The sequence below is a fragment of the Achromobacter sp. ACRQX genome (genome assembly GCF_022346505.1).
GTDB classification, from domain to species: domain Bacteria; phylum Pseudomonadota; class Gammaproteobacteria; order Burkholderiales; family Burkholderiaceae_B; genus Achromobacter; species Achromobacter animicus.
This window is the reverse complement of sequence record NZ_JAKRML010000008.1, coordinates 127,846-139,948: the sequence shown is the minus strand read 5'-3', so window position 1 is coordinate 139,948 and position 12,103 is coordinate 127,846. Positions and strand designations below refer to the sequence as shown.

Sequence of the window (12,103 nt, the reverse complement as noted above, 5' to 3'; positions counted from 1 at the left end):
GGCGCCACGGAGTCAATATGCGCTGCGGACGGGGGAATTGCCATCCCCACGGCGGACGACGCGGAGATCGGGGGACAGGCCGCGCCACGGCGGGCGCGGGGGCGTTGGAAGGCGCACCACGCTGGTGCGCCCTCGCGAAGCTGCTGATGCGTCAGGCTGGTGCGTCGCCGGGTGCGCCGACGGGTGCGCCGACGGGTGCGTCAGTGGGGGCATCGCACGGGTGCGTTGGTTGCACCGCAGACCGGCGTGTCAGTTCATCCGATACGAATGCAGGACCGATCCGCCTGTCTTGCCTTCCTCGAGCGGGGCGTGCGGCACCCAGCCGTCCTGGGTCAGCACCGCGTCCAGGCGGACGTCATGCGCGGCGGGGACGTATCCCGGCTCCAGCTCACCGCAGCTCCAGGCGATGCCGATGGCGGTGAACGCGTGGCCGCGTTCGCGCAGGGCGGCGAGCGTGCGGTCGTAGTAGCCGCCGCCGTAGCCCAGGCGATCGCCCTGTTCCGTGTAACCGAGGGTGGGCACCAGAACGACATCAGGCAGCAGTTCGGGACCGGCCACTGGCTCCTGGATGCCGTAGGGGCCGGCGCGCAGCTCGGCCTCGGGCGTCCAGGGCAGGAACGCGAGCGGCGCGTTGCGCTCGCGCACCACGGGCAGGGCGACGGTCATGCCGGCCTCGCTCCATTGCGTCAGCAGAGGGCGCAGATCGGGTTCGTCGGCCATGGGCCAGAACGCGGCGACGGTTGTGGGGGCCGGATTGCCCGCCTGCACGGCCTGGTCGCGGGCGACGTTCAGCCACGTGAACAGGCGCGCGCGCATGAGCAAAGCGCCCCGGCTGCGCTGGTCTTCCGGCAGGTCTGCACGCAATTTTCGCAATCGCGTGCGCTCCTGGACTGCGGTATCCTCTTGAGTATTTTGCGTAGTCATGCTGTGGCTGTAACCGGGGGGTTGAAGATGAAGGCAAACATGCTGAAGACGAACTTGCGTAGGCTCAGCATGCGGGTGCGTCGAGAGACAGGCGCCCAGCAGCCACCACGGTATCAGAAATCCTCGTCCCAAGCCGCCGACGCCCGCTCCGGGCTGTACCGCGGGTTGCACCGCTTTCTCCCGCTGGTGGCGCTGTTCACCGCCGCCTGTGCGCCCGTTGATGCGCAGCAGCGCAGCGCCGCCGTCAATCCTCAGCCCCAGCCCGCCGTGCAGGCCGCCCAGCCGATGATCGCGGTGCCGCCCGTGGCGCTGGCGGGCCTGCCGCCTACTGCCGAAACCCCCGCGCTGGCCGCCGTGGTCGCCGCCCGCGAGGCCATGAGCCGCAAGCAGTGGTCCGTTCTGGGCGTGCTCGTGCCGCAGGCCAAGGGCGATCCGCTGGGCATGTACCCCGAGTACTGGCTGCTGCGCTACCAGCTCTGGACGCCGCCCGCCTCGGGCCGTCCCGTCGCGGCCCTGCAGCAGTTCATCAACAGCAATGGCGACGCCTACCTGGCCGACCGCCTGCGCGGCGACTGGCTGCTGGCTGCCGCGCGCAGCGGCGACTTCGAAACCGTGCGCAAGCTGGCGCCCGTGAAGAACAGCAACGCGCAGATCGAATGCGCCATTCTTGACGCCAAGCACATGACCGGCCAGCGCGCCACCGCCGCGCAGGCGATGGCCGTCTTCGCGCCCGGCAGCGCGTGCTGGGCGCTGTACGACCAGCTCGTGGCCGACGGCATCCTGGGCTGGGAGCAGCTTGAACCGCAGCTGCGCGACGCCATCGAGGCCAACAAGACCACCGACGCGCGCAAGTTCGTGCAGTACATGTTCGAGCCGCGCGACGTGAAGACCTACGACGTCCTGATGAAGGACCCCATGAAGTGGCTCACGCGCCAGGACCGCATGCCGGTGGGCCGCAACGAAAAGGAACTGGTCACGATCGCGCTGGCCCGCCTGGCGCGGTCGGACGTCGGCGTCGCCGATTCCTATCTGCGCCGCGAATGGGCCAAGTCGATGTCCAAGCAGAACCTGGCCTGGGTGCGGGGGCAGTACGCGCTGGCCGCGGCGCTGGGCTTGGACAGCCGGGCCAACGACTGGTACCGCGAGGCCGGCCATATCCGCATGACGGAATACAACGCCGCCTGGAAGGTGCGCGCGGCGCTGCGCCAGCCCAAGATCGACTGGAAGTGGGTCATCGAATCCATCGACGAGATGCCGGCCTCGCAGCAGGCCGAGACCGCGTGGGTGTACTGGAAGGCCCGCGGCCAGGCCGCGCAGGGCCACAAGGAAAAGGCCCAGGCCGCCTATGCCAGCATCTCCGACCGCTTCGATTTCTACGGCCAGCTCGCGGCCGAAGAACTGGGCCGGCGCATCAACGTGCCGCCGCGTCCGGCGCCCATCAGCGACCGCGAGATCGCCGAGGCGCGCGCCAATCCGGGCCTGCAGCGCGCCGTGCTGCTGTTCCGTCTGGGCTGGCGTGCCGAGGCCGTGCCTGAATGGAATTTCACGCTGCGCGGCATGAACGACCGTCAGCTTATGGCGGCCGCCGAACTGGCCCGCGCCGAAAACATCTACGACCGCGTGGTCAACACGTCGGACCGCACGGAAAAGGAATTCGACTTCAGCCAGCGCTTCATCGCGCCGTTCGAGGGCCGAGTCACCGCCAAGGCCAACGCCATCGCGCTCGATCCGGCGTGGGTGTACGGGCTGATCCGCCAGGAATCGCGCTTCATCATGGATGCGCGCTCGCATGTGGGCGCCTCGGGCCTGATGCAGCTCATGCCCGCCACGGCCAAGTGGGTCGCCGGCAAGATCGGCATGAGCGACTTCACCCCTGGCAGCGTCAATGATTTCGACACCAATACCGAACTGGGCACCAACTACCTGAACATCGTGCTGCGCGACCTGAACGGTTCGCAGATGCTGGCCAGCGCAGGTTACAACGCCGGTCCGGGCCGGCCGCGCAACTGGCGCTCGACGTTCACGCATCCGGTTGAAGGCGCCATCTTTGCCGAGACCATCCCCTTCACCGAAACGCGCACGTACGTCAAGAACGTGATGTCCAACGCCACGTACTACGCGGCGATGTTCACCGGCCAGCCGCAATCGCTGAAGGAACGCCTGGGCAACATCGTGCCGGTCGGCACTGAAACCGCCGCGGCGCAATGACGCGGGACCCGGCCACCGAGGGCCTGCGCGCCTACATCGTCGGCGGCGCCGTGCGCGACGCGCTGCTGGGCCTGCCGGCTGGCGATCACGATTGGGTCGTGGTGGGCGCCACGCCCGAGGACATGACGCGCCGCGGCTTCATTCCGGTCGGCGGCGATTTTCCCGTCTTCCTGCATCCCCGCACGAAAGAGGAATACGCGCTGGCGCGCACCGAACGCAAGTCGGGGCGGGGCTACAAGGGCTTCACTTTTTATACGGGCACGGACGTCACGCTGGAGGAAGACCTGCGCCGCCGCGACCTCACGGTCAACGCGATTGCGCAGGACGAGAACGGACAGCTCGTCGACCCGCTGAACGGCGCCGACGACCTGCGCGCCCGAGTCTTTCGGCACGTGGGCGAGGCGTTCGAGGAAGACCCCGTGCGCATCCTGCGCCTCGCCCGCTTTGCGGCGCGCTTTGGCGATTTCAGCGTGGCGCCGGAAACGATGACGCTGTGCCGGCGCATGGTGGCGGCTGGCGAGGCCGATGCGCTGGTGGCCGAGCGCGTCTGGAAGGAACTGTCGCGCGGCCTGATGGCGCAAACGCCTTCGCGCATGCTGGGCGTGCTAGCCGAATCCGGCGCGATGGCGCGCGTGATGCCCGAGCTGCAGGGCGTGGAGGAAGTGGGGCCGCAGGTCGACCGCGCCGCGCAGCAGGGCTTGCCGCTGGCAAGCCGCTACGCACTGATGTGCCGCCTGACGCCCGATCGCGAGGCGCTTGGCCGCCGGATGCGCGTGCCCACGGAATGCAACGACTATGCGCGGTTGCTGCCTGATGTGCTGGACGCGCTCGATGCTTTGGACGGCATGCCGGACGGCGCCGATGCGCAACTTGCGCTGATGGAGCGCGCCGATGCCTTGCGCAAACCGGAACGCTTTTTTGAATTGCTGGATGCCGCGGCCGTGTTGCGCGCGGTGGATATGCCCGCCTGGCAGGAACGGGTGGCGGCGGTGCGCGGCGTGGATGCGGGCGCCATCGCGAAGGCGTGCGCGGGCGAGCCGGCGCGCATCAAGGAAAGCGTGCGCCAGGCGCGATTGGCGCGTTTGGTGAATCTGCAGGCGGGCTGATTCGGCCGGCCGCTGCGGCGCTTGCCGCAATTGCACATCGCAGCCGCTTGCCGCAGTTACTCGTCACAGTTATTCGCCGCAGTTACTCGCCGCAGCCGCTCAGCGCAGTCGGCCACTACTCGTCGCTTACAGCTTGCCCAGCCGGTCGCCGCGTGAAAACCCGGACAACGGCGCCGTCATGCCGCGGCCGACGGCCAGCACCTTGAACAACTCGCCCATCTCGGCCTCCGACAGCAGCTTCTGCACGGGCGCGACCGCCTGCGCGTAGGCCTGCGCATCGGACGGGTCCAGCCCGGCCAGCAGATCCATCAATCCGGCGTTCATCAGAAAGCGGGCTTGCGAGGTGTAGCCCAGCACCTGCATGCCCGCCTCAAGGGCGGCTTCCGCCATCGCGGTGAAGTCCACGTGCGCAGTGATGTCCTGCAGGCCCGGCGCGGTGAAGGGGTCGCCATGCGCATGGTGGCGCAGGTGGCACATCAGCGTGCCGCCCGCGCGCTGCGGATGGTAGTACTCGCTGCGCGGAAAGCCATAGTCCACCAGCAAGGCCGCGCCGCGCTCGAGCCAACTGCCCATCGCGGCGATCCACGCCTCGCCCTGCAGATTGATTTCGGACACATAGCCGGGCAGCGCGGGCATGCGCGCCGCAACGGCGGTGGCCAGGGCCGCCGGGGCCGGCCGATCTTCCCACGCGAACCCGCCGTTCGCATCCACCGTCACGCCGCGTTCCTGCACCTGACCCGCTTCGCTCCAGGCAAAGAGCGACACGGGCATCGCGTCCAGCACCTCGTTGGCCAGCACGCAGCCCGAAAACGTATTCGGTAGCGCATCCAGCCACTGCACCCTGTCGCCGAAAGGCGCCAGCCGTTCGGCCTGGCGGGCGCGCAGGTCCGCCGACACTTCCAGGATCCAGTAGCGCGTGTCGGCCAGGCCCAGCGCATCCAGTTCATGCATCACGCCTTCGGCCAGCGCGCCGGTGCCGGCGCCGAACTCCAGCACGTCGTGCGTGCCGGTCTGGCGCAGCACCTCGGCCGCCTGGCGCGCGAGCGTGCGCGCAAACAGCGGCGTGAGCTGTGGTGCGGTCACGAAGTCGCCGGCTGGCGTCTTGCCGCCGTCGTCTGCATCGGCAAGCTTGACGTTGCCTGCCGCGTAATAGCCCAGCCCGGGGGCATACAAGGCTTCCGCCATCCAGTGATCGAACGGCAGCCAGCCGCCGTTGGACGCGATCGCGGCGCGCAGGTGGGCTGCGGTAGCGTCGCTGTGCTCACGTGCGGCGGGGGAAAGGGGGGGCAGATTGGCGGGGGCGGGGCGTTGCATGGGCGGCAGAGACGTGGGTAAACCGGCATTTTCCCAAAAAAAAACCCCACGGCATGGCCGCGGGGCTTTTTTGAATCAGGCGTGGGGATCAGCCGCGGCGATCGTTCGACTTGCCGAAGCGCTTGGCGGGGGCGCCAGGACGCTTGTCGAACGAGGGCTTGCCACGGAAACCGCCTTCGGGGCGGTCTCCGCCGCGGAAGCCGCCTTCGCGCTGCGGACGGTCGCCGAAGCTGGGACGGTCGCCAAAGCTGGGGCGCGCGTCGCGATCGCCACCACGGAAGCCGCCTTCACGCGGGGCACGCTCGCTGAACGGGCGGGCATCGCGCTGCGGACGGTCGCCATAGCTGGGACGGTCGCCGAAGCTGGGACGCGAATCGCGGTCGCCGCCGCGGAAGCCGCCTTCACGCTGAGGACGGTCGCCGAAGGGACGATTGCCCTGGTAGCCGCCTTCGCGCTGGGGACGATCGCCGAAGCTGGGACGGTCACCGAAGGAACGCTGCGGGCGGTCGCCAAACGGGCGGTCGTCGAACGAACGGTTGCCTTGGTAGCCGCCGTCGCGCGGCTTGAACTCGCCACGCGGGCCGCCGAACGAACGGCCTTCACGCGGTGCGCCATCGCGCGGCGCGCCGTCGCGGTTACCTGCAAAGCCGCCCGAATGGCGCGAACCGCCGAAACCGCCGGGACGCTTGCCGAAAGGCTTGCCAAACGGCTTGCCACCGCCGCCGCCGCCGGTGGACGGACGCGGGGTGCGCTTGGGTTCCAGACCGGCAATCACTTCAGGGGTGATGGACTGGCCGATGTAGTGCTCGATGCGGCGGACCTTGTGGCGCTCGGAGTGCGTGGCCAGCGTGAAGGCCAGACCGTTGCGGCCGGCGCGGCCCGTGCGGCCGATACGGTGCACGTAGTCTTCGGCTTGCATCGGCAGGTCGAAGTTGACGGCGTGGCTGATGCCTTGCACGTCGATGCCGCGGGCTGCCACGTCGGTGGCGACCAGGATGCGCAGTTGGCCGCGCTGCAGTTGCGACAGCGTGCGGGTGCGTTGGCGCTGGTTCATGTCGCCGTGCAGGGCAGCGGCGGCAAAGCCTTGGTCGGCCAGGCGGTCGGCCAGATCGTCCGCGCCGCGCTTGGTCGACGTGAAGACGATGGCTTGATCCAGCGAGGCGTCGCGCAGCACGTGATCCAGCAGTTGCATCTTGTGGCTGGCATCGTCCGCGTACAGCAGGCTTTGCGTGATGTTGGTGTGCTTTTCCTTGGCGCCGGCGATCTCGATGCGCTGCGGCTCGCGCATCATGCGCGAGGCCAGCTTGGCGACGGTGCCGTCCAGCGTGGCCGAGAACAGCAGCGTCTGGCGGCCTTCGGGCAGGCGCTCGACGATGGTCTCGATATCTTCAATGAAGCCCATGTCCAGCATGCGATCGGCTTCGTCCAGCACCAGCGTGTGCACGGTGTTCAGCTTGACGCGGCCCGATTGCAGGTGGTCGATCAGGCGGCCCGGGGTGGCGACGAGCACGTCAACGCGGCGCGACAGCGCCTTCAGTTGCGCGCCGTAGGGCATGCCGCCCACGACGGTCGCGGTGCGCAGGTCGGCCAGCTTGCGGCCGTAGGTGGCGGTGGCTTCCGTGACTTGCAGGGCCAGTTCGCGGGTCGGGGTCAGCACCAGCACTTGCACGCCGACGCCCTTGTTGGCGGGCATCTGGGCGATGCGGTGCAGGGCGGGCAGCATGAAGGCGGCGGTCTTGCCGCTGCCGGTCTGCGAGGACACCATCAGGTCATGGCCGGCCAATGCTTGCGGAATGGCGGCGGCTTGAACGGAGGTGGGGGTGGTGAAGCCAGCTTCTTGAACGGCCGACAACAGGGCGGGCGCGAGACCCAGGGTATCGAAAGACATTACTTTCCCTTGCCGCAATCAATGCGACGCAGTGCTTGGTCGGGCCAGGGGATTAGGCGGCCGGATCCAGGCGACGGTTGATGGAGCATCGTGCCGACCGGATCAACCATGCGCGTGGCGCGTTCTCTTGTACTGATGGAACGCAGGGCGAAAGGAAAGGGGTCAGGAATCGATGATAGTTCGGCATGAGGCCGGGGATAGGCTTCCCGGCAGTCTGCAAAAAATTCCGCTAAATCAAGGCGGTAAATGCCGAACTCGTTTTGTGCAGTGCGGCGATCATAACCCGAATTCACCCTGCAATGGAATTATTTTTTTGTCCAGTCCCCAATCAATAGGGTTTTTCCCTTGGTCCTGCAGCCAGGTGTTGGTGGCCCGGAAATGGCCGCATCCGAGGAAGGGCACGGGCGGCCGGCGGGCGGATAGCGGAGACGGATGGTTGGACATCAGGACGAGATGACCACTGTCGGGCGGAAGCAACAGCCGCTTGGCCTGCGCGTGGGCGCCCCACAGCATGAAGACCTTGGGCGAGGGATCGCGCGCCACGTGCGCGATCAGCGCATCCGTCACCGTTTCCCAGCCGCGCTTCGCGTGCGAGGCGGGCTGGCCGTCTTCGACCGTGAGCGCCGTATTGAGCAGCAGCACACCTTGGTCGGCCCAGGGGCTCAGATCGTTGCCCGCCGGGACGCTCAGCGCCGGATAGTCGCGCGCAATCTCGTTGAAGATGTTGCGCAGGCTGGGCGGGCGCTTGCAATCGTCCGGCACCGAAAACGCCAGGCCCTGCGCCTGGCCGGGGCCATGGTAGGGATCCTGGCCCAGGATCACGACGCGCACGTCCGACGGCGCCAGGCCATGCAGCGCGCGGAAGGGCGTGGCGGGGTACACCACGGCGCCTTGTGCGAGGCGCGCCTCCACATGGGCGGTGGCGGCAGCCAGCGCGGCGGCGACGGCAGGGTCGGCGGACAGGGCGGCCTGCCACGCGGCAGGCAGTTGCGCGGCCTGGGCGGCCAGGGCGTTGGATGTGAGGCGGTTGTCGATCGGCATGGGCGCGATTTTGGCACAGCCCGGTCAGCCGGATTGGCCCGCTTGTGCGATCAGACCGCCTTCCCAATCAGACTGGCCAGCCAGCCTGACGGTGCGCCGAATCCCAGAACATCCATTCAAGCTGGGCGGCGTGCGTGTAGGCCTGGTGCATCGCGGCCAGGGTCTGCGGCGACGCCGTATCCGCCGCACGATCTACGGTGGCAATCACGGCGCGGACCAGCGCGTGGAAATCGTCGCCGGCGTAGGTGTCGATCCAGGCCGCGTAGGGATTGGGCCGCACGGCGCGTGCGTGGATGTCGCGCCCGACTTCGGCGTAGATCCAGAAGCAGGGCAGCAGGGCGGCCAGGACGACCGGATAGGGCGCGCTCCAGGCGGTGGCAATCAGGAAGCTGGTGTAGTGATGGCTCGCCGGCGTCAGCGGCGTGGCTTCGAAGGTAGCGGCGTCGATGCCGAACTGCTGCATGAACCCGGCGTGCAGGCTGCGCTCGGCGACGACGGCGCCCTTGGCGGCCTCGGCAAACTGCACCACGCCATCGGCATCGCCGGCCTTGGCGGCGGCGATGGCGAGCGCGCGTCCGAACGCCACCAGATAGTGCGCGTCCTGGATCATGTAGTGCTTGAACGCGTCCTCGGCGAGCTGGCCGCTGGCCAACTCGCGGTTGAACGGCATGTCGCGCGTCTTCTCATAGAGCGCGGCGTTGCGGGTCCAGGCATCGGAACTGAAAGACATGGAATTCCTCTGGGATAGGCTCGGGCGCGCAGGGCGCGCGCCATCGGTGGGGCATAAGGGTAAAGGGGGTAAAGGCGGAAGCGCAGGCGGATCGCGGCGCGGGGACGGCTGGTTCAGGCTGCGCGTTTGCGGTGATGTCGGGCGTAGTCGAGAAGCGCGTCGCGCAACACCACCGCCTGGTTGTGCTCGGTATTGCGCGCGCCGAAAAGCAAGGTCAGGGGGCGATCCCCCGCCGCGTCCAGCAACGCCGCCATGCGCGATTGCTGCGCTGGGGTGGCGAGTTCAGCCAGATACTTGGCGCGGAAGTCATCCCAGCGGTCCTCGATGTGGCTGAACCATTTGCACAGTTCGGCGCTGGGGGCGATGTCGCGGGCCCATTCGTCCAGGTCAAGGTCTGCGCGGCGCAGCCCGCGTGGCCACATGCGGTCGACCAGGGCAAGGTAGTGACCTTCCGGACCGGTGCCTTCATAGACACGCTGCACGATGATGTTGGACGATTTCATGCCGGCTCCTGCAACTGACGGTGCGGCCAGTCTACTGCAACGCCCACGACGCGCCGGATCACGGCGTACTGGAAGTTTGACGCTGCGCACCGGCGGCGCGCAACACCGCGAATCCGACAGGCTTGTCGCGCCAGCGGTTTGTCGATTACATTCACTTAACCTCTATGTAACAACCCTATTACAGGCCGACACCGTCGGCCTTTTTTGAACCCACGATTCTGTCGTGGCTTCGCCAGGCCGCCTGGCGCCCTTTGCCGTCATGCCGCCACGCAACCCTTCAGACCTGCATCCCTCGCCCGTTACCACCGGCCGCCTGCGCATTCTGCATACGGAGGCGGCTACGGCGTTCGGCGGACAGGAATTCTGCATCTATAAGGAGATGGTCGCCATGCGCGAGCGCGGCCATCACCTGGAAGCCGTGTGCCAGCCGCACGCCGAACTGACGCAGCGCCTGCGCGACGCCGGGTTCACCGTGCACACCATCAACATGGACGGCCCTGTGAATTTCATGCGCAGCGTGGCATTCGTGCGGCGCGTGGCGGCTCGTGGCCGGTTCGACGTAGTCAACACCCACAGCCGCAGCGACACGGTGCGGGCCGCGATGGGCGCGCGCCTGGCGCGCACGCCGCTCATTGTGCGCACCCGCCACCTGGCCAAGCCGATCAACTCGCTATACGCCTACACGTGGCTGGCCCACCGCGTCATCGCGGTGAGCCGGCACGTGCACCGCCAGCTGCTGGATGGCGGCGCGGCGCCCCAGTCCATCGCCACCATCCATTCCCCGATCGTCCTGCCCGAAAGCGAAGGCCAGGGCTCTGTCCGGCAAGAACTCGGGCTACCTGACGACGCGCTCGTGGTGGGTTGCGTGGCCGTGATGCGTGCGGAAAAGGGGCACGCGGACCTGATCGACGCCTTCCACCAGGTTCTGGCCACGTTTCCGCATGCCCACCTGGTGCTGGCCGGAGATGGCATGCCGGTGTTCGAGCGCCTGAAGGCGCAGGTGCAATCCCTGGGCCTCGCATCGCGCGTGCACTTCCTGGGCCGGCGTCATGACATCGGCAACGTATTGCAGGCGTTCGACGTGTTTGCGTTGCCGACCCACCGCGAAGCCTTTGGCACGGCGTTCGTCGAGGCGGCCGCCATGGGGGTGCCGGTGATCGGCACCGACGTGGGCGGCGTGCCGGAAACCATGCAGGCCGGCGTGACCGGGCTACTGGTGCCGCCGCGAGACCCGGCTGCGCTGGCCGCGGCGCTGGAAAGCCTGCTGGCCGATCCCGAACGCAGACGCCGCATGGGCGAGGCGGGCCGCGAATTCATCCGCGGGCAGGGTCTGTTCAGCGCGGATCGCACCGCGCAGTTGGTCGAATCGGCGTACGCACGCTGGCTGGGGGAGCGGCGCGGGCCTGCAGCCGTGGCGCCTGGCGGCTCATTGCCCTGACAGCCTCAACGCCCACGCAGGCTCAATGCCATAGCAACGCATTCATGGCTTCCACCAGCCGGTCGCGGTAGCGAGGCAGCAGCGCTTGCACCTGCGCCTGCCGGTCCTTCCAGGAATCCGGCTCAGCGCCCGGCGCGATGCGCGGCGCCGCCCAGATCGGATCCGGAAAATGCCGGTCGCCGCGCCAGCGCGGGATCACGTGCCAATGCAGGTGCGGCACCATGTTGCCCAGCGACGCCAGGTTGATCTTGTCCGGCGTCAGGATCGCCTGCTGCGTTTCCTCCACCACATACACCGCCCGCATCAGCAGGTCGCGGCCATGCGTGGACAAGCTGGTCATCTCGGCCAGGTGACCGTTCCAGATCACGCGCGTGAAGCCCGGATAGTCGGCGTCGTCGACCTCGATGATGCGCAGGTGCGGCCCGCGCCACAGCAGCGTGCCGCCGTCTTCCTGGCACAGCGGACAGTTGGGATCGCGCGCGCTCAAGCCATCACCTTGCGGTACTGGATGAAGCCGGAACGGTCGGCAATCCGGTCGTAGAGCTGCATGGCGGTCGCGTTGGTTTCGTGTGTCAGCCAATAGACGCGAGCGCAGTTGGCCGCGGCGGCTTCGGCGTAGACGTGTTCGATCAACTTGCGGCCCGCGCCCGTGCCGCGCGCGTCCTGGTCCACATAAAGGTCCTGCAGGTAGCAGTAGTCGCCGGCGGTCCAGGTGGAGCGATGGAAGATCCAGTGCACCATGCCGACAGCGCGGCCGCTTTCATAGACCAGCGCCGCGTGCATGGGCTCGGCGGGGTCCAGGAAGCGCGCCCAGGTGTTGCGCGTGACGGCGTCGTCGATGCTGACGCGGTAGAAGTCCTGGTAGCCCTTCCACAGGGGCAGCCAGGCGTCGAAGTCGGTGGCGACGATGGGACGGATTTCTGCGGTACTCATGGCGCAAGGCCTCCTGGG

The 12,103-nt window shown here is 68.0% G+C and carries 11 protein-coding genes; 3 read left to right on the top strand and 8 right to left on the bottom strand.

Annotated features, from left to right (window positions below):
* Positions 1-249 precede the first annotated feature (249 nt).
* Positions 250-924, bottom strand: coding sequence for a 5-formyltetrahydrofolate cyclo-ligase (locus MHZ91_RS10085; RefSeq protein ID WP_175186170.1), 675 nt, complete (start codon positions 922-924; stop codon positions 250-252).
* A gap of 69 nt (positions 925-993) precedes the next feature.
* Between MHZ91_RS10085 and MHZ91_RS10080 the strand changes: the two genes are divergently transcribed.
* Both MHZ91_RS10080 and MHZ91_RS10075 read left to right on the top strand, forming a co-directional pair.
* The gene (locus MHZ91_RS10080; RefSeq protein ID WP_370647797.1) at positions 994-3,132 is read left to right on the top strand and encodes a transglycosylase SLT domain-containing protein; all 2,139 of its coding nucleotides are present in this window, start codon (positions 994-996) and stop codon (positions 3,130-3,132) included.
* Positions 3,129-4,238, top strand: a complete 1,110-nt coding sequence (locus MHZ91_RS10075; RefSeq protein ID WP_239213493.1) for a CCA tRNA nucleotidyltransferase — start codon at positions 3,129-3,131, stop codon at positions 4,236-4,238. The genes MHZ91_RS10080 and MHZ91_RS10075 overlap by 4 nt, the downstream gene beginning before the upstream one ends.
* A 126-nt stretch (positions 4,239-4,364) precedes the next feature.
* Here MHZ91_RS10075 and MHZ91_RS10070 read toward each other — a convergent pair whose 3' ends face one another.
* From MHZ91_RS10070 to MHZ91_RS10050, 5 genes are all read right to left on the bottom strand, one after another.
* Entirely contained in the window at positions 4,365-5,552 is a 1,188-nt protein-coding gene (locus MHZ91_RS10070) for a class I SAM-dependent methyltransferase (protein ID WP_239213491.1), read from the bottom strand.
* An 88-nt stretch (positions 5,553-5,640) separates the two neighbouring features.
* Positions 5,641-7,440: a DEAD/DEAH box helicase gene (locus MHZ91_RS10065; protein WP_239213490.1), complete on the bottom strand. Its 1,800-nt coding sequence runs from the start codon at positions 7,438-7,440 to the stop codon at positions 5,641-5,643.
* A 276-nt stretch (positions 7,441-7,716) separates the two neighbouring features.
* Entirely contained in the window at positions 7,717-8,481 is a 765-nt protein-coding gene (locus MHZ91_RS10060; RefSeq protein WP_175136816.1) for a uracil-DNA glycosylase, read from the bottom strand.
* Between the two features lie 67 nt (positions 8,482-8,548).
* A complete protein-coding gene (tenA, locus tag MHZ91_RS10055; RefSeq protein ID WP_239213488.1) occupies positions 8,549-9,211 on the bottom strand; it encodes a thiaminase II in 663 nt (220 codons plus the stop codon).
* 113 nt (positions 9,212-9,324) lie between these two features.
* Positions 9,325-9,714, bottom strand: a complete 390-nt coding sequence (locus MHZ91_RS10050) for a DUF488 domain-containing protein (protein WP_239213486.1) — start codon at positions 9,712-9,714, stop codon at positions 9,325-9,327.
* A 259-nt stretch (positions 9,715-9,973) separates the two neighbouring features.
* Between MHZ91_RS10050 and MHZ91_RS10045 the strand changes: the two genes are divergently transcribed.
* Complete coding sequence (locus MHZ91_RS10045) at positions 9,974-11,152, top strand: glycosyltransferase (protein WP_239213529.1); 1,179 nt, start codon at positions 9,974-9,976, stop codon at positions 11,150-11,152.
* Positions 11,153-11,174: 22 nt separating this feature from the next.
* Here the strand turns inward: MHZ91_RS10045 and MHZ91_RS10040 are convergent, their stop codons facing one another.
* Both MHZ91_RS10040 and MHZ91_RS10035 read right to left on the bottom strand, forming a co-directional pair.
* The gene (locus MHZ91_RS10040; RefSeq protein WP_175124967.1) at positions 11,175-11,639 is read right to left on the bottom strand and encodes an HIT family protein; all 465 of its coding nucleotides are present in this window, start codon (positions 11,637-11,639) and stop codon (positions 11,175-11,177) included.
* Positions 11,636-12,085 carry a GNAT family N-acetyltransferase gene (locus MHZ91_RS10035; protein ID WP_105241129.1) on the bottom strand — a complete coding sequence of 150 codons (450 nt, stop codon included), beginning with the start codon at positions 12,083-12,085 and terminating at the stop codon, positions 11,636-11,638. The genes MHZ91_RS10040 and MHZ91_RS10035 overlap by 4 nt, the downstream gene beginning before the upstream one ends.
* Positions 12,086-12,103: the final 18 nt, after the last annotated feature.

Coding starts and splice junctions, on each gene's coding strand:
- MHZ91_RS10065 (WP_239213490.1), bottom strand. CDS start 7,440: ATGTCTTTCGATACCCTGGGTCTCGCGCCCGCCCTGTTGTCGGCCGTT.
- MHZ91_RS10080 (WP_370647797.1), top strand. CDS start 994: ATGCGGGTGCGTCGAGAGACAGGCGCCCAGCAGCCACCACGGTATCAG.
- MHZ91_RS10045 (WP_239213529.1), top strand. CDS start 9,974: ATGCCGCCACGCAACCCTTCAGACCTGCATCCCTCGCCCGTTACCACC.
- MHZ91_RS10050 (WP_239213486.1), bottom strand. CDS start 9,714: ATGAAATCGTCCAACATCATCGTGCAGCGTGTCTATGAAGGCACCGGT.
- tenA (WP_239213488.1), bottom strand. CDS start 9,211: ATGTCTTTCAGTTCCGATGCCTGGACCCGCAACGCCGCGCTCTATGAG.
- MHZ91_RS10085 (WP_175186170.1), bottom strand. CDS start 924: ATGACTACGCAAAATACTCAAGAGGATACCGCAGTCCAGGAGCGCACG.
- MHZ91_RS10035 (WP_105241129.1), bottom strand. CDS start 12,085: ATGAGTACCGCAGAAATCCGTCCCATCGTCGCCACCGACTTCGACGCC.
- MHZ91_RS10070 (WP_239213491.1), bottom strand. CDS start 5,552: ATGCAACGCCCCGCCCCCGCCAATCTGCCCCCCCTTTCCCCCGCCGCA.
- MHZ91_RS10060 (WP_175136816.1), bottom strand. CDS start 8,481: ATGCCGATCGACAACCGCCTCACATCCAACGCCCTGGCCGCCCAGGCC.
- MHZ91_RS10075 (WP_239213493.1), top strand. CDS start 3,129: ATGACGCGGGACCCGGCCACCGAGGGCCTGCGCGCCTACATCGTCGGC.